20 protein-coding genes are annotated in these 25,112 nt (G+C 30.5%); 17 read left to right on the top strand and 3 right to left on the bottom strand.

Annotation, left to right across the window (positions count from 1 at the left end; translation table 11 throughout):
- Positions 1–6 precede the first annotated feature (6 nt).
- The 13 genes from ATE90_RS09040 (at position 7) to ATE90_RS13690 (ending at position 15,729) form a co-directional block, all read left to right on the top strand.
- Positions 7–549: an acyltransferase gene (locus tag ATE90_RS09040; RefSeq protein ID WP_180335195.1), complete on the top strand. Its 543-nt coding sequence runs from the start codon at positions 7–9 to the stop codon at positions 547–549.
- Positions 534–1,847 (top strand): lipopolysaccharide biosynthesis protein, encoded by a 1,314-nt coding sequence (locus tag ATE90_RS09035; RefSeq protein WP_101451301.1) that lies wholly within the window; start codon positions 534–536, stop codon positions 1,845–1,847. The genes ATE90_RS09040 and ATE90_RS09035 overlap by 16 nt, the downstream gene beginning before the upstream one ends.
- The gene (locus ATE90_RS09030; RefSeq protein WP_101451300.1) at positions 1,840–2,766 is read left to right on the top strand and encodes a glycosyltransferase family 2 protein; all 927 of its coding nucleotides are present in this window, start codon (positions 1,840–1,842) and stop codon (positions 2,764–2,766) included. Before ATE90_RS09035 ends, ATE90_RS09030 begins: the two co-directional genes overlap by 8 nt.
- Positions 2,767–2,773: 7 nt before the next feature.
- The gene (locus tag ATE90_RS09025) at positions 2,774–3,991 is read left to right on the top strand and encodes a hypothetical protein (RefSeq protein ID WP_101451299.1); all 1,218 of its coding nucleotides are present in this window, start codon (positions 2,774–2,776) and stop codon (positions 3,989–3,991) included.
- Positions 3,984–4,988, top strand: coding sequence for a hypothetical protein (locus ATE90_RS09020; protein WP_101451298.1), 1,005 nt, complete (start codon positions 3,984–3,986; stop codon positions 4,986–4,988). Before ATE90_RS09025 ends, ATE90_RS09020 begins: the two co-directional genes overlap by 8 nt.
- An 89-nt stretch (positions 4,989–5,077) precedes the next feature.
- On the top strand, positions 5,078–6,142 hold the full coding sequence (locus ATE90_RS09015) for a glycosyltransferase (RefSeq protein WP_101451297.1): 1,065 nt from the start codon (positions 5,078–5,080) through the stop codon (positions 6,140–6,142).
- Positions 6,143–6,228: 86 nt separating this feature from the next.
- Positions 6,229–8,127: an alginate lyase family protein gene (locus ATE90_RS09010; RefSeq protein ID WP_180335194.1), complete on the top strand. Its 1,899-nt coding sequence runs from the start codon at positions 6,229–6,231 to the stop codon at positions 8,125–8,127.
- Between the two features lie 94 nt (positions 8,128–8,221).
- The gene (locus tag ATE90_RS09005) at positions 8,222–9,586 is read left to right on the top strand and encodes a nucleotide sugar dehydrogenase (protein ID WP_101451295.1); all 1,365 of its coding nucleotides are present in this window, start codon (positions 8,222–8,224) and stop codon (positions 9,584–9,586) included.
- 3 nt (positions 9,587–9,589) lie between these two features.
- The gene (locus ATE90_RS09000) at positions 9,590–10,798 is read left to right on the top strand and encodes a glycosyltransferase family 4 protein (RefSeq protein WP_101451294.1); all 1,209 of its coding nucleotides are present in this window, start codon (positions 9,590–9,592) and stop codon (positions 10,796–10,798) included.
- Between the two features lie 19 nt (positions 10,799–10,817).
- On the top strand, positions 10,818–12,233 hold the full coding sequence (locus ATE90_RS08995) for an undecaprenyl-phosphate glucose phosphotransferase (RefSeq protein ID WP_101451293.1): 1,416 nt from the start codon (positions 10,818–10,820) through the stop codon (positions 12,231–12,233).
- Between the two features lie 348 nt (positions 12,234–12,581).
- Entirely contained in the window at positions 12,582–13,349 is a 768-nt protein-coding gene (locus tag ATE90_RS08990) for a polysaccharide biosynthesis/export family protein (protein ID WP_101451292.1), read from the top strand.
- A 12-nt stretch (positions 13,350–13,361) separates the two neighbouring features.
- Positions 13,362–14,837: a GumC family protein gene (locus tag ATE90_RS13695; RefSeq protein ID WP_254712313.1), complete on the top strand. Its 1,476-nt coding sequence runs from the start codon at positions 13,362–13,364 to the stop codon at positions 14,835–14,837.
- Positions 14,785–15,729 carry a polysaccharide biosynthesis tyrosine autokinase gene (locus ATE90_RS13690; protein ID WP_254712312.1) on the top strand — a complete coding sequence of 315 codons (945 nt, stop codon included), beginning with the start codon at positions 14,785–14,787 and terminating at the stop codon, positions 15,727–15,729. The genes ATE90_RS13695 and ATE90_RS13690 overlap by 53 nt, the downstream gene beginning before the upstream one ends.
- Positions 15,730–17,087: 1,358 nt before the next feature.
- Here the strand turns inward: ATE90_RS13690 and ATE90_RS08980 are convergent.
- Complete coding sequence (locus ATE90_RS08980; protein WP_101451291.1) at positions 17,088–17,339, bottom strand: hypothetical protein; 252 nt, start codon at positions 17,337–17,339, stop codon at positions 17,088–17,090.
- 2,690 nt (positions 17,340–20,029) lie between these two features.
- Here ATE90_RS08980 and ATE90_RS08970 point away from each other — a divergent pair.
- Positions 20,030–20,248, top strand: a complete 219-nt coding sequence (locus ATE90_RS08970; protein ID WP_101451289.1) for a hypothetical protein — start codon at positions 20,030–20,032, stop codon at positions 20,246–20,248.
- 154 nt (positions 20,249–20,402) lie between these two features.
- Here the strand turns inward: ATE90_RS08970 and ATE90_RS08965 are convergent, their stop codons facing one another.
- Positions 20,403–21,509, bottom strand: coding sequence for a nucleotidyltransferase domain-containing protein (locus ATE90_RS08965; protein ID WP_101451288.1), 1,107 nt, complete (start codon positions 21,507–21,509; stop codon positions 20,403–20,405).
- Positions 21,510–21,528: 19 nt separating this feature from the next.
- Entirely contained in the window at positions 21,529–22,272 is a 744-nt protein-coding gene (locus tag ATE90_RS08960) for a tyrosine-protein phosphatase (RefSeq protein WP_101451287.1), read from the bottom strand.
- Positions 22,273–22,564: 292 nt separating this feature from the next.
- Here ATE90_RS08960 and rfbC point away from each other — a divergent pair, with 292 nt between their 5' ends.
- The 3 genes from rfbC to rfbB are packed head-to-tail and all read left to right on the top strand — an operon-like array spanning position 22,565 to position 25,100.
- The gene (rfbC, locus tag ATE90_RS08955) at positions 22,565–23,143 is read left to right on the top strand and encodes a dTDP-4-dehydrorhamnose 3,5-epimerase (RefSeq protein WP_101451286.1); all 579 of its coding nucleotides are present in this window, start codon (positions 22,565–22,567) and stop codon (positions 23,141–23,143) included.
- Complete coding sequence (rfbD, locus tag ATE90_RS08950; RefSeq protein WP_101451285.1) at positions 23,143–24,006, top strand: dTDP-4-dehydrorhamnose reductase; 864 nt, start codon at positions 23,143–23,145, stop codon at positions 24,004–24,006. Before rfbC ends, rfbD begins: the two co-directional genes overlap by 1 nt.
- Before the next feature lie 35 nt (positions 24,007–24,041).
- Positions 24,042–25,100 carry a dTDP-glucose 4,6-dehydratase gene (gene rfbB / locus ATE90_RS08945; protein WP_101451284.1) on the top strand — a complete coding sequence of 353 codons (1,059 nt, stop codon included), beginning with the start codon at positions 24,042–24,044 and terminating at the stop codon, positions 25,098–25,100.
- Positions 25,101–25,112: the final 12 nt, after the last annotated feature.

Genomic DNA, 25,112 nt, shown 5'->3' with positions numbered 1-25,112 from the left:
AGGATAATGATTTTTTTTTATTCGTTTCAATTTAAAAAAATTGGCAAAAATTCAGTTATACATAAACAACTAATTTTAAATTTTAAAAAGGGAATATCAATTGGAGACAGAGTAGTTTTGATGCCTAATAGTAGAATTGAATTGATTACAAAATATGCTAATGAAAAATATCAACCACAATTAATTATAAATGATTTTTCACAAATTCATCAAAATTGTCATATTACATGTGCAGAAGAAATCAAAATTGGTAAAAATGTAATTATTGTAGCTAATGTTACAATAACAGATATTATACATCCTCATGAGGATATATCTATCCCAATAAACAAAGCAAAAATAAAAACATTTCCTGTAGAAATTGGTGATGAAACATATGTCTACAATAATGCTGTTATTCTCCCAGGAGTTAAAATAGGTAAACACTGTATTATTGGAGCAAATAGTGTTGTAAATTCTAATATTCCTGATTATTCAATTGCGGTTGGAAATCCAGCAAAAGTAATTAAACAATATAATTTTAAAACAAAAAAATGGGAAAGGGTTTAATCTCTAGGAAAATTTCTTTTGGATTTATTGCGGGAATTACAAGTATAGGAATCGATGGTATTGCTGGGTTAATAGTTTTACCAATGTTAATTAAATTTTTAAGTGAAGAAATTGCTGGTATTTGGTTATTTTTTATATCCTTTACAGTTTTAATACGCCTTGGGCAAGCTGGTTTAGCTCCTGTCGTAACTCGTATATCAGCAAAATTAAAATCTACGTACTCTTCATTAGAGGTTAATAATAGTATTTGGGCTACTGTAAAATGGAGCTATAGTATTGCTACTTTATTAGTTATTTTAATTTGTTCTGTAATTTATGTGTTTTATATTTATTTTGTTTTAAAAGAGCAAAACTTTATATTGCAAGGTACTTTATGTTGGTTGCTTTTGTCTGTAAGTTTTATGTTACGAATTTATTTTATTAAATATTTTCATCTAATAAATGGCTTTGGCGAGGTAGGTTGGGATAAGTTTATACAAATTTTTATAGCTCTAATTAATTTAATAGGTTTTTACCTTGTATTAAAATTAGATTTTGGTTTTTGGTCTTTAGGAGCTGTTTATTTATTATCAGGTATAATTTTTTCTTTCTTTGCTAAAATTACGTTTAATAGGCTTAATAAAGGGTACATAATTACTAAAAGCTCATATACTACAGTTAAAGAGGTTATGAGTATGTTTAGTGAAAGTGGAAAAATTCTTATTTTAAACATTACTTCTTTTATAGTTTTACAATCTAATTTCTTTGTGATAGAACGTTTAATTGGTTTAGAAGTTATACCCTATTATGCTGGACTTCAAAGAGTAACTACACTTATTTTAGCAGTTTCAGGAATGGTTACCACAATGATGTATCCTTTTATTTCACAAAAATTTGCTCAAAATGATGTAAATGGAATGCTACAACTTGTAAAACGAAATGTAGTAATATCATTAAGTGTTGCATCTTTATTGAGTGTTGTAGTTTTTATAGCTGCCCCAATACTATTTCCTTTATGGCTAGGAGAGGGCTCTTATTTAGGAGCCAATATTTTTGGACCCATGCTTATCTTGGTGATTTTATATGTTAACCACAATGCATTTGCTAATTCCATTATTGCTACAGGAGCAAATACGTTTATAATACCAGCAATTATAAACGCCTGCTTAACTTTGCCATTATCAATATTTGGAGGGATACAATATGGTTTGCAAGGAATAGTAGTTGCTAATTTAATAGCGTTAGTTTTGCCTTCATTTTATGTTGTAGTATGGTCTATTAAATACCTTAAAGCACTAAAATTAAATTATAATGATTAAAACTTTAAATGACAATAAGCTATTTTCAATAGGTTTACCTGTAGTTAAAGACGTTTTTTTAACAGAAGCTATTAAGTCTTGTTTAAAACAAACGTACACTAATTTTGAAATAGTTTTAGTTAATAATGCAAAAACAGATGATTTTAAGGATAAAATAAGAGATATTTATAATTCTTTTAACGATGATAGAATTAAATATCATGAAAATGAAGCGCAATTAGCCATGATAGATAATTGGAATTTGACGTTGAAACTATCTAGTGGCGATCTTTTTTCTATTTTATGTGATGACGATTTATGGGAATCAAATTATATAGAGGAGATGGTAAAATTATCTCAACAAAATTTAAATTGTAATTTATTTCATTGTAGAGTTAAAATTATTTATGAAGGTAGTGATAGAGCTATTTTATCATCTTTATGCTCTGAGTTTGAAAATTCATTTGATTTTATTTATCATCGTATAATGGGCTATAGAAAAATGTATTTATCAGACTTTACAGTAAGGGTGAATGCTCTAAATAAAATAGGGGGATTTTTTGCAATGCCTGATGGTTGGGGTAGTGATGACTTAACATGGTTTAAACTAAGCCTTGAAGGAGGTGTGGCGTATACATCAAAAATTTTATTTATTTATCGTAATCATAAAAACAATATTAGTAATACTGTAAATATCAAAAATAAATGGAATAGTATTCCCAAATATGCAGATTTCATTAAAAAATATATTGTTGGCAAAGATTTAAATAAAAAGGATGAAATACTACAAAAATTGATATTGGATGAGCTACCAAATTATAAAAAACGTGGTTTTGCTTCTTTGTATCATAAAAAAATTATGAGTTACAAATATTTGCCATCTAGCTTAAAAAAAATTATTTCAAAAATTTCTAGATTAATAATTTTTACAATAAAATAGTATTTAAATGAAAGTTAAAGTAAAATCAATTAAATTTTTTTTTCTCACGTTTGTAATATTAGTATTTACACATTTCTTTTCGTTTAAAGGAATTAATATGCAAGTTTACAAAGGATTAGAAATTATTTTGTTGTTATTATTTTTATGGATAACAATTACTGGCAGTAGGTATAATATAAAAATGCATTTTAAAAATTATGTGTACCTTTTTATACTATTACCACTTATTAGTATAATACCTGCTTACATATCTCATAATCAAGATATTTCTTTATCCATTTACATGTGGCGATTTGAATTAATATGGTTGTTATATTTTGTTTTGCATAGAATTAATATCTCAGCTACTGATGTTATTAGGTCGATTATAGTGCTGGCAGTCTTATATGTGACAATTTCTATCATTCAACAACTAACTTATCCATCTTATTGGTTTTACACTAGAGGAGACTCTGTATTAACAGGTAAAGAAATTGAAATTAGATTAGGGTTTTATAGGTACATGATTAGCGGTATTGATATCTTAATTATTGCTTTTTTTATAATATTTCAAAAGTTTATTTCAAAAATTAATCTTTTAAATAAAACAGCTATTTTATGTTATTTTTTTCTGATTGGGATTTATATATTTATGACAAGACAAGTACTATTTGGTGTGATCATAAATATTCTTTTAGCATTTTTACTTATAAAATCATTTAATAAAAAAATAGCATTATTCATAGGAATAATAATTGTAACACTTATAGTTTCTATGAATGTTGAGAGTTTATTTGGGGAGTTGATAACCTCTGCACAAGACGATACTGCGAATGATGACTATGTAAGATTTCAATCTTATAATTTCTTCTTATATGATTATTGGGATGGTTACGGTACTATACTATTTGGTAATGGTCCAGAACATCAAAGTTCAACCTATGGCAAGGAAATTCAAAAATATAAGGATTTTAATAGGTTCTATAGAACTGATATCGGCATAATAGGTGCTATTAATAAAAATGGAGTAATCTATGGGATAACATTTCTTCATCTTCTTTTCTTTATTTATTTTAGACATAGAAGAAGTTTAGAGATTTATCAAAAACAGTTTTTATTCTATACGACAGTTTTATGTATCATGATTTTTCCATTTAGTCAAACTTTTGCAACAGTGGTGTTTGTAGTTTTTTTATATTTAATAGATCAAAGTATTCACACAAAAAAAATAAAAAAAATTGTTTAAAGTATTTATTTTTCCAAATAGTGTAAGAAAAAACCAAAGTAACAACCCTTATTTACTAGAGCTTGCTAGTGCATTGGATAAACATTTAAACGTAACAAATTATTCTAAGTTTAATGTTAATAATAATATTGTATCACTATTTATAAATCTATTTGCTGATTACCATATTGTTAATTGGCCAGAGAATATACCGAACCATAGGTTTGGAGTAGTCCAGTACTACTTATTTAAATTAGTTTTTATTATTAGATTATTTTTAGGAAAAAAAAATATTTTTATTTTACACAATAAAGCTGCTCATAATCGTAAAACTAAAAAATCTTCTGAAGCTTTAGCGTTTTGCATTAAAAAATCACATTTAATATTTACTCACAGTCATGAGGGGGTCGATTTTATTAAGAAAAATTTTAATAGAACCGATGTAAAATATTTTCCTCATCCAACGTATTCTAATTTAGATTATAAAGCTAAGGAAAAAAAATATGATATTATAATTTGGGGTACAATACATCCGTACAAAAATGTTGATGGTTTTATTAAATATTTTAATAATGAAGATTTTTTTAAAAGATATAGATTACTTGTTTGTGGTTATTGTCAAAATAAAGAATTAGAAAATTCTATTGTTAGTGAAGTAATTAAAAATAAAAATATTACGTTCATAAATGAAAGGTTAAGTGATGAAGATATCGTAAATAATATTAATCAATCAAAGTCTATTTTATTTACGTATACTGAGGATTCAGTTTTAAGTTCCGGTTCCTTAATATTTAGTTTGCCTTCTGAGAAACAAATAATAGGACCTAATGTAGGAAGTTTTAAAGAACTGTCTAATGATAAAATAGTATCATGTTATAATTCTTTTGAAGATATCCCTATGCTTATTGATAAATTAAATAATAATAAAGAAAACAATAATGATTTAGTTAGTAACTATGTCTCAAAATATACATGGTCTAATTTTGGTTCATTTGTAATAGAAAGTTTTATCAAATAATTTTTATTTAAAGATGTATCATGACTTATTTTTTGTACAAAAAAAACATAAAGTTAATTAAGAACCGGTTTCTTTTAACAATTTAAATAATGAAAAAAGTAATACTTGTATCAAATAAGCTATACAAATATAGAGCTCAAGTCTATTCTGAATTTATAAACTTATTCAAGGAACAAGATATTGATTTTAAGGTTGTTGTTTCTACCGCATGCAAAGAAGATAATTTTGGTCTGCTAGAAGATAAGATTACTTTTGTAGGGTCAAGCTTTTATAAGCTACATAAATACCTAAAGTACGAAAAACCTGATGTCATTATTAATTTTTTGCACCCCACCAACAGGTCAATATGGTTTTTGTATTTTTATACTTGGGTTCATAAAACCCCTAACATCTATTGGAATCATGGAATTAACCTACAAGATCCTAATAATAAGTTAAAATTATTTATTTATAGTTTTTTTCACAAAGCGTCAAGTGCAATTCTACTATATACTAAAAACGAATTAAAGTATATAAAAAAGAAGCATCATTCAAAGACATTTTATGCAAACAATACAATTAATTTTAAAATGATTCCTGATGTGCAAGAAAGTGTTTCAACTATTAAAAGTCAATACCATTTAAATTTCGAAAAGTATGTACTGTTTGTTGGTAGGGTTCAAGAAAGAAAAAAATTAGAGGTCCTTATTGAAATTTTTAAAAGTGGTGAATTTGAACAATATGGTTTAATTATTGTTGGGCCAGGATTTTCTGAAGAAAATTCAACACAAATTAGCAGTTCAAAAAATATTTCATATTTAGGGGCAATATATGATGATTTGGAAGTTAATAAAATCTTTAAAGCCTCAGATGTTTTTTGTATACCAGGAACAAATGGATTAGGTATCAATCAAGCAATGTTTTGGGGATTACCTTGCTTAGCTTTGAATGTTCGTCATAGTCCTGAAATTATTTACCTTGAAAATGAAAAGAATGGCTTTATTTGTAACACTAATGAAGACTTGAAAGATAAACTGCTATTAATCTTACAAAATAAAAAGCTTTATAGTGAATTTTCTCAAAGTGCTAAAGAAATAATAAAGGAAAAGGCAGATATCTCAATAATGTTTAGAGCTTTTCTAGAAGCTGTGAATTTTGTAATGGAGTCGAAATAGAATATAGTATAACAAAAATTTTAATTAATAAATTTTTAAACAAATTGCTAAGTATGTTAAAATGGTATTTTTTTAGATTAAAGACGATGTCTCTTCTGGAGATACCATATAGATTTAAACAAATTCTTCAAAAGAAATTTGAATCATTCTTTGTTGTTGGTGAAACTTTAGGTACTATACTAATACCTAAGACAAAAAAGATATTAAAAATAGGTGAAATAGATACTCCTATTTTTGACGATGAATTTTCCGTGTTTGGAAAAAAAATAAATTTTTTTGATTCACAAATTGATTGGCATAAAGACGTCTTCTCTGGTGAGAAGTATCCTTTGACTTTTTCAAAAAATATTAATATTAGAAAAAGTGTAGATCTTTCTGCAAAAAATGTATGGGAAATAAATAGACTACAGTTTTTAATTCATATTGTTATAAATTATAATAAAACAAAGGATGAAAAATTTTTAGATAAATTTATTGAATTGAATGAATCTTGGATTGAAGCAAATCCTTATTTGTTGGGTGTTAATTGGTATAGTAATATAGAAGTAAATATCAGATTAATAAATTGGTTCTTTTGTTGGGAATTATTAGATGCTGAAGAGTTAATGATTAAATCTAAAATTTTTAAGGAATTTGTAAATACTAAATGGTTACCTATTATTTATCAACATTGTAAATACTCATTTAACAATCCATCTAAGTATTCTTCTGCAAATAATCATTTAGTCTCGGAGTATTCGGGATTATATTTGGCAACTTCAGTTTGGGAATTTAAAGAGTCAGAGTTTTGGAGAAGCTATGCTAAGGATGGCTTGGAAAAGGAGATACTAAAACAGCACTCTAATGGAGTAAATAAAGAAGAGGCTGCTGAATATATACAATTTATAACTGATTTCTTTTTATTGCCTTACATTATTGGCGAAAAATGCAATGATTCGTTTTCAAAAGAATTCCAAAAGGCTTTAAAACAAATATTAGATTACATCCTGGTATTTACGGATGTTAATCTGAATTTTCCAAAATATGGTGATGAAGACGACGGGTATGTTCTTAATTTCTCGGAAATAGGTCATTTTAATAACTTCAAATCTTTATTGGTTTCTGCTTCAATCATTTTTAATGATGAATCATATTTGTCTGCAAAGTCTGAATATGACATAAAAAATAAATTACTTTTTTCTGATGATGGTTATTTATTATTTGAAAAATTAATGGATAGAGAAAAGAAAGAATTAGATACAAAATTTTATCCAAAAGAAGGACATTTTATTTTTAGAAAGGTAATTAAAGATAAAGAGATATATGCACATTTCGATGTAGCTCCTTTAGGTTACTTATCAATTGCTGCTCATGGTCATTCAGATATTTTGTCTTTTTTAATTCATGTAAATGGGAAAGCTTTTTTTGTTGATTCAGGGACATTTAGTTATCATATTGAAAAAAAATGGAGATCTTATTTTGTCAGTTGTCAAGCGCATAATACAATTACATTGAATAATTCAAATCAGGCATTTCATGCAAGTGATACAATGTGGTTAAATCATTTTAAACCAGAAGTCATTTCTTTTTTACAAACAGATACAATAGAGCGTGTTGTTGGTACTTATAATAAAAAATCAAGTATACAACATGTCAGGTCTTTTCAATTTAATAAAAATGATAATGAGTTTTTGATAGAAGACAATATAATTTTAAAGGATAATAAAAAATCTACTATTTTTATCCCTTTTCACTTGCACCCGAATATTAAAGTTGATAAAAAGAGCACTGTAGATTTTTTATTAACTAATGAATTAGGGGATCAAGTGCACTTAAATGTAGATGATAAATTAGAGTGGGAAATAGTTAGGGGTAGTTTAGATCCTATACTGGGGTGGTATTCAGAATCTTTTATGCAAAAAGAGCCAACATCTGTTATTTTCTCAAAAATCACGATTAACGAAAGTATAAAGCTTTTAACAAGGATAAAGGTTGTAAATTTTTAATTTATTTTAGAAACCTAATCATAAAAAAACATCTAAAATTGTTACATAATTTTAGATATATTATTAATAATCATTTGAAGAAAAATAATAAAAAATGAATATAAGTATTTTTGGCCTAGGTTATGTGGGCTGTGTAAGTTTAGGATGTTTAGCAAATAATGGTCATAGGGTTATAGGGGTTGACGTAAGTCAAAATAAAGTAGATCTAATTAATAATGGTAAACCGACTATTATAGAGAAAGATATTGATATTATTATTGCAGAACAGCATAAATTAGGAACCATTTCGGCAACAACAAATGCTATGGATGCCGTTTTGAATTCTGAAATATGTATTATTGCGGTAGGCACTCCTTCTACACCCCAGGGGCATTTAAATTTAAAGTATATCTTTCAGGTAGCTGAAAACATAGGTAAAGCATTAAGAAATAAAGAAGAATTTCAGGTAGTGGCAATTCGTTCTACTGTTTTGCCAGGAACTTGTGATAAAGTTGCTGCAATTATAGAAGAAGCATCAGGTAAAAAAAGGAATGTAGCTTTTGCCATAGTTGACAATCCAGAGTTTTTAAGAGAAGGAACTGCAGTAGAAGACTATTATAACCCACCGTTAACATTAATAGGTTCGGACAATAAAGAAGCCGCAGAAAAGCTAGGACAATTATATAGTAAATTACCTGGAGAAATTATTACAACTGACTTAAAGGTAGCTGAAGTTATGAAGTATGTGAACAATACATTCCATGCTTTAAAGATCTCTTTTGGAAACGAGGTGGGCAATGTTTGTTCTGCTTTAGGAATTGATTCACATCAAGTAATGGATATTTTTTGTAAAGACAAACAGTTAAATATATCAAACTATTATTTTAAACCAGGCTTTGCTTATGGAGGATCTTGCCTTCCTAAGGATTTAAAAGGGTTTCAAACATTAGCACACGATTTATATGTTAAAACTCCCGTTATAGATGGTATCGGTGCCACAAATGAAATTCAAATAGAAAGAGCGATAGACATCATTCAAAGATATCCAAATAAAAAGTTAGGCTTTTTAGGCTTAAGTTTTAAGGCAGGAACAGATGATTTACGAAATAGCCCTGCAGTTAGGGTTGTGGAGGCATTGTTAGGGAAAGGGGCAAATATTAATATTTATGATAAAAACATAAATACAACGATGCTGACAGGAACAAATAGAGATTATATAGATGCTCGTATTCCGCATTTATCGAAACTTTTAGTGTCAGACCTAAACAGTTTAGTTCAAGATTCAGAAGTTTTAATTATTAATACAAAAGAAGAGGAGTTTAAAGCATTGGCCTCAGAGTTTTCAGATAAAATTATTATTGATTTTGTTCGATTGGATGAAAGTTTGTTGAATAATGAGAATTATATAGGTATTAATTGGTCTTCAGTGGTTGAAGATCAGCAAAATTTTGTGTCCGGTGAGGATACTGTCTTAAACTAGTCTATGAAAAACTTACAAGGAAAACATATTTTATTTATTGTTGAAAATTTACCAGTGCCTTTTGATAGAAGAGTTTGGCAAGAAGCTACAACATTGCAAGAGAGCGGTATGGATGTATCCATTATTTGTCCGCAAATGAAAGGGTACACAGAGCCTTACGAAGTACTAGAAGGGATTGAAATTTATAGACACCCGCTGCCTTTTGAGGCAAGGGGAGCGCTAGGTTACTTAGTGGAATATGGAGTTGCTATTTACTGGGAAAAAAAACTCGCCAGAAAAATATTCAAGAAGAAACCCTTTCATGTGATACACGGCTGTAACCCTCCTGATTTAATATATCTTACAGCAAAGAAATATAAACGAAAAGGCGTTAAATATGTCTTTGATCATCACGATATTAATCCTGAATTGTATATCGCAAAATATGACAAAAAAGATTATTTTTATAAGTTAATGTGCTTTTTTGAGAAAAGAACTTTTCAGAATGCGGATGCGAGTATAGCAACAAACGAATCGTATAAAAATATAGCAATTAAGCGTGGTGGTATGGATCCTAATTTGGTTCAAATCGTTAGGAGCGGTCCTAAACTAGATAGACTAAAAGTACAGGAACCTATTTTGAAATATAAAAAAGGACGAAAGTATCTATTAGGCTACTTAGGTGTTATTGGTGAGCAAGAAGGCATTGACTTATTGTTGGATAGTATGCAACAGATTGTTAAAAAACGACAGGATGTGCAATTGGCAATTGTTGGTGGAGGTTCCGACCTAGATATACTAAAGAAATTATCAGAAGATAAAGGACTTAAAGAGTATGTAGATTTTTATGGCCGAGTATCTGATCAAAAGTTGTTAGATGTTTTAAATACAGCTGATGTATGTGTAAATCCTGATAAGCCTACAGAAATGAATAACCTAAGTACTATGAACAAGATTATGGAATACATGGCATTGAAAAAGCCAATAGTACAGTATGAGTTGAAAGAAGGTCGTAATTCAGCACTTAATGCTTCTCTTTATGCCAATAATACTGCCGATTTTGCTGAAAAGATTATCACTCTTTTAGATCACCCAGCACAAAGGAAAGAAATGGGAGAGTTCGGTTATCAAAGAGTTGTAAATGAATTGTCCTGGGAATTTGAATCTAAAAAGCTGATAGAATTTTACAATAAGTTGATGGGGTCCCAATTGAAAGAAAATAAAAATCTATAGTATATATCAAGTTTTTAATATGCAAAAAGGAAAGTCAAAATTTATACCCTTATTATTTTCGCTAGTAGACATTATACTTCTACTAAGTGCTTTTTTCTTAGCGAAGTATCTTATTTTAGATAAGCTGTCTATGAATACTCTTTTCTATAGTAATTTTAACACTCTTTTCAATAATAGTTTGATTTTGGGTTGGAGTCTTCTTTGGATAGGGATCAGTTTGAAATTTGATTTATATGAAATGCCAAGAATTCTTTTTGTGCACAAGATTGTAGCTGAAAATGTTTATGCACTATTCACGTTTATGTTTTTAAGTTGTGGTTTAATTTTTCTTATTACTGACTATAAGTTTTCGCGGTCATTTTTTGCTCTAGCAAGCTCCTTTTTTGCTGCTTTTATTATTATTTGGAGAGTGATTTCTTTAAATATTTTAAATATATATAGAAAAAAAGGACATAACTATAGTCGTATATTATTGGTTGGTCTAAATAAGAATATTTTAAGTCTTATAGATCAAGTTTACTTAAATCCTAAATATGGTTTTCGGATTGCAGGTTTGCTTACTGATGCTAAAGTGAACAAGGAGCTTAAAAAATATTACAAAGGAAATTTATCTGAAATTATTTCTTTTTTAGAAAAAAACGAAGTTGATGAAATTATTGTCTCGTTGCCTTACCATCAAAGTAAATTGATTAATGATTTATTTAGGTATGCAGATAATAACATGATTCGAGTGCGTGTTATTCCAGAGTTTTCTGAGTATTTATCACAAACATTTTCAATTGATTATGTTCAAAATATTCCTATTTTAAAATTAAGGAGCGAGCCTTTAAAAAGTTTCACTAATATTGCTTTAAAAAGAATTTTTGACATTCTTTTTTCACTTTTAACCGTATTATTTTTATTTTCATGGTTATTTCCAATAATTGCATTGATTATAAAATTAACGAGTAAAGGACCCGTATTTTTTATCCAACAAAGAACTGGCAAAGACGGAGAACCTTTTAATTGCTTTAAATTTCGAAGCATGACTGTAAATTCGAATTCAGACAATCTTCAAGCGACGAAAAATGATGCAAGAATTACTAATGTTGGAGTCATTATGAGAAGAACAAGTATCGATGAACTCCCACAGATTATAAATGTTTTATTAAATAATATGTCCTTAGTTGGACCAAGACCTCACATGCTGAAACATACAGAAGAGTATCGAGTTTTAGTGGACAAGTTTATGGTTCGACATTTTGCAAAACCAGGTGTTACTGGTTGGGCACAAATAAATGGGTTTCGAGGAGAAACTAAATTGGTAAAAGATATGGAGAATAGGGCATTGGCAGATATCTGGTATATTGAAAACTGGACTTTCTTTTTGGATGTTAAAATTGTTTTTACAACAGCGTTTTCTATGTTTTTTAAGAAAGATGAGAATGCTTTTTAAATTTTATTAAATATTTTTTATTCGAAAAGTGATCTTTAGAATAAAATACTACAAACTAAAAGAGACTAGTTAAAATCTGTAGTATACCAATATAGATCTTTTATAAAGTTTAGAAAAGAGCTTTGATATAGACTTCTTCTCAAAATTAAATAAAAAATTAGTCTTAAAAAAAGTGATTTTTCTATATGGAAAAAAACATAAAATACAGAAAAAATAAAATTTTTGACAAAATGCTGTGTTAGCTAAAAAGCACGGCAGGTTATCTAACTCCAATGCAAACCTTTTTTATTCTTTTTAAAGAATTCTTACGCTTTATATCTACTTTTACCAAAAAATAAAATTTTCATAATGAAAGACAAAATAATATTACTTTCTATTTTTTTCATAGTACTCAGTTCATGTGTTTCTAAAAAAGATATACTCTATTTACAGTTTGATCAAATTGATCAAGCCAAGGTATCCAATGATTACCAATTAACTTTTAAACCAGATGATTTAGTACAAATTATCGTAGCATCCGAAGATTTAGTGGCATCACAACCTTTTAATTTGCCTATTGTTGCAAGTTCACCAACAGCAATTCAAGCCATGGGTCAGTCTAAACTGATGTCTTATTTGATTGATGCTAGCGGTGAAATTGAATTTCCGGTTTTAGGGAATTTAAAACTTGGAGGACTTACTAGGGTTGAAGCGATTAAATTAATCAAAGAAAAATTAACACCTGAATACCTTAAAAGTCCTGTTATTAATATTTTAATTACAAATTTTAAAATAACTGTTATTGGAGATGTTAAAAGGCCGCAAGTTTTTAATATTGAGAATGAAAGAATTACCATTTTCGATGCTATTGGGTTGGCAGGAGATTTAAATATCACGGGAAATAGAAAAAATATAACAGTAATTAGGGAAGAAAAAAATATTAAAAAGATATACACAGTTGATTTAACATCAAATAAATTAGTTACTTCGCCCATTTATTATTTACAGCAAAACGATGTAATTTATGTAAAACAGAATAATGCAAAAGTTCAAGATGCGTCATACACAAGAAACACAGGGTTGTTTATTTCTTTAGGCTCTGTAATAATTTCATTGATTACTATATTAACCAGATAATAAATTTATTTTATGAAATCTATAGAAGAGAATAACCACTTAAATATAAAGGAAGAAGAAATTAATATTAGAGAAGAAATTCAGAAATATTCGTATTATTGGCGCTTTTTCATTTTTGGAGGTTTAATTTCATTGTTTTTAGGGTTTGTATACCTAAGGTACACAACACCTACTTACGCTGTGGATGCGACCATAATGATTAAGGATAATAAGCAATCCGGTATTTCAACAGAGTTGGCTGCTTTTGAGGACTTGGGTATTCTTGGAGGTGGGGCTGCTAATAACCCTGAAAATGAAATTGAAATAATAAAATCTAGGAAAATTGTCGGTCGGGTTATTGATTCTTTAAATTTGGGATTATCTTATTTCAGAGAAGGAAGGATCAGGGAGGTTGAGTTATATGGGAAAACGAATCCTATCATTTTTGACCTGATGCTAAAGGAAAGGGATACTTCTTTTGTTATTTCAATTTTAGATAATAAAAATTATAAGATCTTAAATTCTGATAAAGAGCTAGTTTCAAACCATCTTTTCGGTGATATAGTTAAAACAGAATTTGGAGCCTTTCGTGTTAATTTAAATCAATTTTTTAATGATTTAGTTGATAAGAAAGAAGTTCGTATTGCTATAAATTCTAGAAATGTACTGATCGATTACTATTTAAAGAAAATGGATATATCTGCCATAGAGGACCTATCACCAGTGATTAAATTGAAAATTAATACAAGCGTTAGGGAAAAAGGAGAAGATTTTCTTAACGAATTAATTACACAATATAATTTAGATGGGATAAATGATGAAAATTTAGTATCTCAAAAAACGATGAGCTTTATTGACAGTCGATTGGTTGCTATTGGTAAAAGTCTGAAGATAGTTGAAGACGATGTTAAGAATTATAAAGTAGACAATAATATAACTGGTTTATCAAGTGAAGCGGAATTAACTTTGGAGGTTTTTTCTGAAAGCACACAAGATTTGGTTAAAATTAAAACAGAACTGGAATTAGCAAATTGGGTCAAACAAAGTTTGAATAATTCTTTAAATCAGGATGAAACCCTCCCTCAAAATCTCGGTTTTTCAGATGCGGCGATAGCTAGCTCCATTCAAAATTATAATATTCTTGTTCTAGAAAAGAACAGGTTAGCGGCGAATGCAGGTAAGAAAAATCCACTTTTGAGGCAATATATAATTCAAATAAACGCTGTCAGGGCTAGTTTAGAAAAAAGTATCTCAAATCTCATCATTTCTTTAGAAATAAAATTTAATCAAATAAGAACGGAGTCTTTAAAGCTGAATACCAAAATTGCATCATTACCATACCTAGAAAGACAATTTATAGACATTGCAAGAGAGCAGGAGATCATTGCTGGATTGTATTCTTATTTATTAAAAAAGAGAGAAGAAACTTCTATCTCATTGGCCATAACAGTACCGAATGCAAAAATTATTGACCGTAGCTTACGGTGCATCAGTGCCCATTGCACCTAATAAAAAGTTAATTTTGTTGGCTTCCTTATTTATAGGTTTAATATTACCTTTTGTTTTTATTTATCTAAAAAATCTATTAGACACGAAAATACATTCAAGAAAAAATATTGAAGAGCTAACAACCATTCCTTTTTTGGGTGATATCCCTCATTCTGAAACTGGCTCAAAAGTGGTTATTGATAATGAGTCTAGAACATCTACAGCAGAGGCTTTTCGTTTAATTCGAACGAATCTGGATTTTATATTAGCAAAATCTAAAAATGATCTTGGTAAAATAATATTTGTAACATCGACATCTAGTGGAGAAGGAAAGTCTTTCGTCTCAATTAATTTTGCAGCTGCTCTTTCGCTATCCAGTAAGAGAGTATTATTGGTGGGGATGGATTTAAGAGCTCCGAAAGTAACAGAATACTTGGGGGTTCCGGAGAGAAAGGGGATTACAAATTACATTACAAATGACAAAGTTACTCTAAACGATATTAAGTTTTCAGTGCCAGAAATTAAAGGTTTAGACATTATTTCTTCAGGTGTGATTCCGCCAAATCCTTCGGAATTGTTATTGAGCACAAAGGTGAGCGATTTATTCGAACAGGTGAAAAAAGACTATGATTTTATTATTATAGATACGGCTCCAGTAAATTTGGTAACAGATACCTTGTTAATTTCGAAATATGCAGATATGTGTATGTACGTTACAAGAGCAAATTATTTAGACAAACGTATGTTGGGCGTGGCACAAAATTTATATATCGAAAAGAAATTGCCAAATATGGCTTTAGTGTTAAATGATACAGACATGACCAAAGGTTATGGTTATGGCTATGGCTATGGTTATGGAAATGCCTATGTAGAACAAGTTAAAAAACCTTGGTATAAGAGGATTTTTAAATAAACAAGAAAAAAGGAAGCAATTTGCTTCCTTTTTTTTGTTTAAAGAATACATGTTATTATGATGCTGGCACGATTGAAGTAACCTTATGAATTTCTAAGAAAAATAAAAGTAGGTCGGGTTTAGATTCTAATTTTTAAATTAATTCTCGATGTCATTTCGACAGAGCGAGGGTACGAGTGACGAGAAATCTAATAAATTCGAGCAGCTAACAAAGAGATTCCTCAATCGCTTGAAAAGGCTCATTTCGGAATGACATGCTAACACGTTAAAAATTCTCGATGTCATTTCGACAGAGCGAGGGTACGAGTGACGAGAAATCTAATAAATTTGAGTAGCTAACAAAGAGATTCCTCAATCGCTAAAAAGCTCATTTCGGAATGACATGCTAACACGTTAAAAAATCTCGATGTCATTTCGACGGAGCGAAGATATGAGCGACGAGAAATCTAATGAATTCGATTAGCTAACAATGAAGATTCCTCAATCGCCTGAAAAGGCTCATTTCGGAATGACACGCTAACACGTTAAAAAATCTCGATGTCATTTCGACGTAGCGAGGTTAAGAGCGACGAGAAATCTAATAAATTCGAGCAGCTAACAAAGAGATTCCTCAATCGCTTGAAAAGGCTCATTTCGGAATGACATGCTAACACGTTAAAAATTCTCGATGTCATTTCGACAGAGCGAGGGTACGAGTGACGAGAAATCTAATAAATTCGAGCAGCTAACAAAGAGATTCCTCAATCGCTTGAAAAGGCTCATTTCGGAATGACATGCTAACACGTTAAAAATTCTCGATGTCATTTCGACAGAGCGAGGTTACGAGTGACGAGAAATCTAATAAATTCGATTAGTTACCAAAGAGATTCCTCAATCGCTTGAAAAGGCTCATTTCGGTATGACATGCTAACACGTTAAAAATTCTCGATGTCATTTCGACAGAGCGAGGTTACGAGCGACGAGAAATCTAATAAGTTCGAATAGCTAACAAAGAGATTCCTCAATCGCTTGAAAAGGCTCATTTCGGTATGACATGCTAACACGTTAAAAATCTCGATGTCATTTCGACGGAGCGAAGATATGAGTGACGAGAAATCTAATAAATTCGAGTAGCTAACAAAGAGATTCCTCAATCGCTAAAAAGCTCATTTCGGATTGACACGCTAACACGTTAACAAGTCTCGATGTCATTTCGCTAAAGCGAGGTTACGAGTGATGAGAAATCTCATGAATTCGAGCAGCGACCAAAGAGATTCCTCAATCGCTTGAAAATGCTCATTTCGGAATGACACGCTAACACGTTAAAAAATCTCGATGTCATTTCGACAGATTGAGGTTACGAGCGACGAGAAATCTTTTTATAGTAAATCAACTTTTTTATTTTTATTAAAGTACTTGTTTGCTTTTATATCATCGTAATTAAAATGTTGTTCCCTTTTCTTTTCCATTGCTGAAGAGAAATCGACTTTAGGAGATTCACGAACACCAATAAATAGATATGCGTGAGCTAAACAAAAATCTAGACTTATTTTATTTTTTTTAAATTCGAAATTGTACTCACACACACACCCAGACCACTGCGTTCTTTGGGCGCTTGCCGTTTCATACAATTTGAATTTTTACGAAAAATAAAAATATGTCGGTTTTAAATTTTGATTTTTAAATTAAATTTCAATGTCATTTCGACAGCGTGAAGATATGAGTGACGAGAAATCTAATAAGTTCGAATAGCTAAAAAAGAGATTCCTCAATCGTTTGAAAAGACTCATTTCGGAATGACACGCTAACACGTTAAAAAATCTCGATGTCATTTCGACAGCGTGAAGATATGAGCGACGAGAAATCTCATGAATTCGAGTAGCTAACAAAGAAGATTCCTCAATCGCTAAAAAACTCATTTCGGAATGACAGGCTAAGACGTTAAAAATTCTCGATGTCATTTCGACAGCGTGAAGATATGAGCGACGAGAAATCTAATAAATTCGAGCAGCTAACAAAGAGATTCCTCAATCGCTTGAAAAGGCTCATTTCGGAATGACAAGCTAACACGTTAAAAATTCTCGATGTCATTTCGACAGAGCGAGGGTACGAGTGACGAGAAATCTAATAAATTCGAGCAGCTAACAAAGAGATTCCTCAATCGCTTGAAAAGGCTCATTTCGGAATGACAGGCTAAGACGTTAAAAAATCTCGATGTCATTTCGACAGCGTGAAGATATGAGCGACGAGAAATCTTTTTATAGTAAATCAACTTTTTTATTTTTATTAAAGTACTTGTTTGCTTTTATATCATCGTAATTAAAATGTTGTTCCCTTTTCTTTTCCATTGCTGAAAAGAAACAAAAATCTAGACTTATTTTATTTTTTTTAAATTCTAAATTGTATTCACTCACGCACCCAGACCACTGCGTTCTTTGGGCGCTTGCCGTTTTATACAATTTGAATTTCTACGAAAAATAAAAATATGTCGGTTTTAAATTTTGATTTTTAAATTAAATCTCGATGTCATTTCGACGGAGCGAAGATATGAGCGACGAGAAATCTGATGAATTTGAGTAGCTAACAATGAAGATTCCTCAATCGCTAAAAGGCTCATTTCGGAATGACACGCTAACACGTTAAAAAATCTCGATGTCATTTCGACAGCGTGAAGATATGAGCGACGAGAAATCTCATGAATTCGAGTAGCTAACAAAGAAGATTCCTCAATCGCTAAAAAACTCATTTCGGAATGACAGGCTAAGACGTTAAAAATTCTCGATGTCATTTCGACGGAGCGAAGATATGAGCGACGAGAAATCTAATAAATTCGAGTAGCTAACAAAGAGATTCCTCAATCGCTTGAAAAGGCTCATTTCGGAATGACACGCTAACACGTTAAAAAATCTCGATGTCATTTCGACGTAGCGAGGTTAAGAGCGACGAGAAATCTTTTTATAGTAAATCAACTTTTTTATTTTTATTAAAGTACTTGTTTGCTTTTATATCATCGTAATTAAAATGTTGTTCCCTTTTCTTTTCCATTGCTGAAAAGAAATCGACTTTAGGAGATTCATGAACACCAATAAATAGATATGCGTGAGCTAAACAAAAATCTAGACTTATTTTATTTTTTTTTTAAATTCTAATTTGTACTCACTCACGCACCCAGACCACTGCGTTCTTTGGGCGCTTGCCGTTTCATACAATTTGAATTTCTACGTAAAATAAAAATATGTTGGTTTTAAATTTTGATTTTTAAATTAAATTAAATTAAATTAAATTTCAATGTCATTTCGACAGCGTGAAGATATGAGTGACGAGAAATCTCATGAATTCGAATAGCTAACAAAGAGATTCCTCAATCGCCAAAAAGGTCTCATTTCGGAATGACACGCTAACACGTTAACAAGGCTCGATGTCATTTCGCTAGAGCGAGGGTAAGAGTGACGAGAAATCTAATAAATTCGATTAGTTACCAAAGAGATTCCTCAATCGCTTGAAAAGGCTCATTTCGGAATGACATGCTAACACGTTAAAAATTCTCGATGTCATTTCGACAGAGCGAGGTTACGAGCGACGAGAAATCTAATAAGTTCGAATAGCTAACAAAGAGATTCCTCAATCGCTTGAAAAGGCTCATTTCGGTATGACATGCTAACACGTTAAAAATCTCGATGTCATTTCGACGGAGCGAAGATATGAGTGACGAGAAATCTAATAAGTTCGAATAGCTAACAAAGAGATTCCTCAATCGTTTCAAAAGACTCATTTCGGATTGCCACGCTAACACGTTAACAAGTCTCGATGGCATTTCGACGGAGCGAAGATATGAGTGACGAGAAATCTAATAAATTCGATTAGTTACCAAAGAGATTCCTCAATCGCTTGAAAAGGCTCATTTCGGTATGACATGCTAACACGTTAAAAAATCTCGATGTCATTTCGACGGAGCGAGGTTACGAGCGACGAGAAATCTAATAAATTCGAGTAGCTAACAAAGAGATTCCTCAATCGCTAAAAAGCTCATTTCGGATTGACATTCTAGTTTATAAATTAAATCTGATTATCATTGCGAAAGAGGTACGATTGAAGCAATCTCTTAAATGAGTACTATAAATAAAATAGGTTGGTTCTAAAGCGCAACTATGATCCCTCTGATTTCAAAGATAATAATTGGATTTTTATTGGTAGAAATGCACGATATATTTATGGCAGTCCTTTCTGAACGTCAATGTCTTTAATGCCTGTAATCAACTATTTCGCTTTAAATAAAGTTATTTAAATGGAATTTAATAATTAATGTATACCCTATGGTATTATGAGTGTTTTCCTTAATAATATAGATGGGTACCAATACGGATCTAGAAATAGGGTCGTTTGTGGAATTGTAGGGACACTTTTTGGACGCTCTATCGTAAGAAGTAGTTGGAAAACAAGAGGTATTTTAGATAAAAAAGAACGTAAAATATCTCTAAATTATGTTCCTCAATTTTCTTCTCAATTTATAGGTTTGAAAATTATTGTAAATATTGAATGACTGGGAGTAAGATACATTTAGCAAATTTATTTCAAAAGCCTTTTTCAAACCGGTTAATATCTTATATGACATCTCTTTTAGAGTTGAAAAAAACGACTTTTATTTACAGTTTTTTAATCTCTGTAAAGAAGGATGTATTATACTTTTCTTAACTCTATTTTTTTAAACCGAGTTGTTTTAATATCTGTTGTTGCATTTCTTTATCCCTTGCTCTTTCTAAGATCCATGGCCTGTATTCTTTCTTGAAAATTACAAATATGCTATATTTAAAGAGCTTTTTATAAAGAGTTTTTTTTGCCGCCCTACTTTGATGCTTTTTCCTTATTATTATACTTTGCTCCAGTTGTTTATAAAAGATATGTAAGTATAATTTTGTTTTATTGGTTACCGTATATTCGAGAGAGGATATTTTGCCCATTACCTCATAACATACAGCTAAAAAGTTATTCAGGGGTTCGTATAATTTATCAAAAAGGGCAATCGAATTTTTAGCAGTTGATTTTTGCGATAATAAAAATACATCATAAGCATTTCTTAAGGAAATAGTTTTGTAATCATTTCCAGAATCATTGATTTGTTTTGCGATGACTGTTAAATTCAATTGATTGGTATAACTTAACACACGGAAGTTGTTTATATATTGAGTGTCATTTTTTACAATCTCATAATTAAATTCATTTGCGTATTTTTGAGTTAACAGTTCTTTATGAATTTCTACAGCAGCAATACTTTTAGTATCCTTTTTGTGAATTCTTGGATAATGTTTAAATTCTGGATAGTAATATTCTTTTTTATGAACTGTATCATAGCCAGAATCTAATAACACTTTAATAGCTTTTTGGTAATCATCTTTCGAAACAATAAAGTCAATATCACCCACCATGCGTTCGGCAATATCTTCATACAAACCTTCCAATAAATTACCTGTTCCTTTTAAAAAAATAGGGGTGATGTTGTTTGCAACTAGTAACTCATTTAATTCTTTGGCTTGTTCGATAATTTTTTGGTTGCGAGTTCTGTTTAAGTCCGTAATATGCACCATATAATTGACCAAATCTTCGGGGAGATAGTGTAAAAAGTTGGCACGTTTTAAATTACAATATAATGCTGGGAATACAAAGTGACCGGTACTTACTTTTACCACAGCATCCCAATCAACCGAGTTCTCTTTTAATTGCTTTTCAATAGCTATTTTATTTTTGTTGCTATGGTTGATGGTCAAGCTTTGGCCTATAAAAAATAGCGTTTCTTTATATGTCATCTTTGTTTTCTTTATTTATCTAATTTCCAAAACGCTCAATGGTGATTTTCATGAGATCCTCAATACTTTTTAAGTTCTTTAGAGTCCCTATTTTTTGCAGGGTTTCTAAATGTTGATGATGATGAGCATCTGTACCTAAAAAATCATACATGTTTTCTTTTAGTAGTTTTTCTGTAGTTTTTTGAATATGTTTCCCATAGTGCTCGGTTAACGACAATAAATTTAATTGAAATAAACAACCTGCTCTTTTTAGTTTGTAGTACTCTTTAAAGTTATTGTGATAGGTGTTGTAACGCTCTGGATGCGCTAAGATCGGTTTATAGCCTTTTAGTTGTAATTGAAATAATATTTCATACAAATTAATCGGTGGGCTAAAATAAGACATCTCGACAAGGACAAGATTGTCTTTTAAAGTGAGTAGTTGCTCTTTTTCAATCAGGTCAGTAAATTTTTCATCCATCATGTATTCTGCAGCGGCAGAAATGGATATATCTAATAGGTTTCTTCTTTTTAATTCGTCTGTAACTTCTTTTAGTTTACGCTTAATTACTTCGGGCGTGTTAGGATAAACATCACCTAATATATGTGGAGTCGTTATAAAATTTTTAATTCCGTAAGAGGCCATTTTTTGGATTAGTGCGATGGAAGTTTCCAGATCTTTAGCACCATCGTCGATTCCTGGCAATAAATGTGAGTGGATATCTACAAATCCTTGTGGAAAAAATTCATTTAAAGGAATTTTCTTTTTCTTGAAAAATAACATTTAATATCGCTTTAGCGCAAACTTACAATATTCATGCGGATAAACATATTAAAAATGTTTAACGAAAACGATTGAATTTTAGATTGCTGTTGCCCACTAAATTTACTTGTAATATATTTGATTAAAATAATAAAGTTATGATTTTAATTGCAGACGGTGGATCAACAAAGGCGGATTGGATCGCTATAAATGATGAAAATAGCATCTAAAAAGTACACATGGGAGAATATCTCAAAAGAATATAGAGCAATAATTAATTCCCTGTAAAATAAATATTAAAAAATCATATTTTATGAAAGTTATCAATACTTCAATACCAGATGTATTAATTTTTGAACCAACAATTTTCGGTGATGATCGTGGATACTTCATGGAATCTTTTAGACAAGATTTATTAGAGAAGTACATCGGAGATGTCAAATTCGTTCAGGATAATGAGTCTTTTTCGGAATATGGAGTTTTACGTGGACTCCATTTTCAAAAACCGCCTTTTACTCAAGGTAAATTGGTAAGAGTACTTCAAGGTGAAGTCCTTGATGTTGCAGTTGACATTCGTTTAGGCTCGCCCACGTATGGCCAGCATGTTGCTGTTAAATTGTCAAATGAGAATAAACGGCAGCTTTGGGCTCCAAGAGGTTTTGCACATGGTTTTGCTGTTTTAAGTCAAACAGCATTATTTAGTTATAAATGTGATAATTACTATTCACCACAACATGACGGAGGTATTCGCTGGGACGATCCGAAAATTGGTATTGATTGGTTGCTGCCCAAAGATGCTATTCAGTTATCCGGAAAGGATAAAGAGCATCCCTCAATACCGGATATTACAGAATTTACATTTGAAAATTTTAAAAAGGAAAATATATATTAATGAATATTTTGATTACAGGCTCAAATGGGCAATTAGGAAATGAAATAAAAGATAGAGCCTCTCAATTTGGTAATTGGAATTTTATTTATAAAGATTTACCAGAGTTAGATATTACTGATTACAATAAATTAGAAAAGTTAACAAGCGAATTATCTATTGATACAATAATTAATTGTGCTGCTTATACTGCTGTAGATTTGGCAGAATCAAATCAGGAAATTGCTTATAAGGTCAATGTTGAGGGTGCTAAAAACTTAGCAAAATTAGCCAAGAAATTTAGGTTGAAATTGGTGCATGTTTCCACTGACTTTGTTTTTGATGGAAAGCATCATTTACCTTACAAGGAGACAGATATGTCCAATCCATTGAGTGTTTATGGTCGCACAAAATTGGAAGGTGAACGATTGGTGCTAGAGGAGTATCCGAATTCAATTATTTTGAGAACGGCTTGGCTGTATTCTTCATACGGAGCAAATTTTGTAAAAACAATGCAACGATTGGGATCTGAAAGAGAAGAGTTGCAAGTTATTTTTGATCAAGTTGGCACACCAACATGGGCAGGCGATTTGGCGAATACAATATTGAAAATTATTTCTCAGTTAGAATATGGAAATGCTAATAAAGGATTGTATCATTATTCAAATGAAGGAGTAGCTTCCTGGTACGACTTTGCAGTGGAAATAATGAATTTATCAAATGTAAATTGTAAAGTATTGCCTATAGAAACGGAGGAGTATCCGACACCAGCGCCAAGACCTTCATATAGCGTACTAAATAAAGCTAAGATTAAAACTGATTTTAATATTGAAATCCCGCATTGGAAAATAAGTCTAAAGGAATGTATAAATCAATTGGCTAAATAAGAATTAGGCTTCGGCCTATATTTAAAAGAAAAAAAATGGAAAATAAAACAATTTTAATAACTGGAGGAGCAGGGTTTATAGGTTCACATGTAGTACGTTTATTTGTAAATAAATATCCAAATTATAAAATAATTAATCTGGATAATTTAACTTACGCGGGGAATCTGGCTAATTTAAAAGATATTGAAGATAAACCAAATTATAAATTTGTGAAAGGGGATATCGTCGATGGTGCAGCAATGTATAAATTATTCGAAGATGAAAAATTTGAAGCTGTAATTCATTTAGCAGCAGAATCCCATGTTGATCGATCAATTTCAAACCCCACGGAATTTGTTTTTACCAATGTGATAGGTACTGTTAATTTACTAAATGCAGCGAATAGAACTTGGAAGGATAACTTTGAAGGTAAATTATTTTACCATGTTTCAACTGATGAGGTTTATGGTTCTTTAGGCCATGAAGGTTTATTTACGGAAACTAGTAATTACGATCCACATAGCCCATATTCTGCATCAAAAGCGAGTTCAGATCATTTTGTAAGGGCTTATTTTGATACTTATGGTTTGCCATCGTTAATCTCGAATTGCTCAAATAATTATGGATCTTACCAGTTTCCAGAAAAATTGATTCCACTTTTCATAAATAATATTAGAAATAATCAACCACTTCCAGTATATGGGAAAGGCTTAAACATTAGAGATTGGTTGTGGGTTGAAGACCACGCCCGTGCAATAGATGTTATTTTTCATAAAGGGAAATTAGGAAGTACTTATAATATTGGTGGGCATAATGAATGGACGAATATTGATTTAATCAAAATTATGTGTACAATTTTAGATGGTAAGCTGGGAAGAGAGAAAGGATCTTCGGAAAAGTTAATTACGTATGTAAAAGATAGAGCAGGCCACGATTTGCGTTACGCCATTGATTCAACAAAATTAAAAAATGAATTGGACTGGGTTCCTAGTTTGCAATTTGAAAAAGGATTGGAAAAAACAATTGATTGGTATTTAGCAAATGTGGATTGGATGGAAAGTGTAACAAGTGGAAATTACCAAGATTATTATGCAAAACAATATGCAAAACATTAATCGCATTTAGTA

Origin of the sequence: Polaribacter sp. Hel1_33_96 (genome assembly GCF_002846595.1) — a bacterium.
Lineage (GTDB): Bacteria > Bacteroidota > Bacteroidia > Flavobacteriales > Flavobacteriaceae > Polaribacter.
The sequence above is the reverse complement of the archived record's forward strand: the minus strand, read 5'-3'. Positions and strand labels throughout refer to the sequence as shown.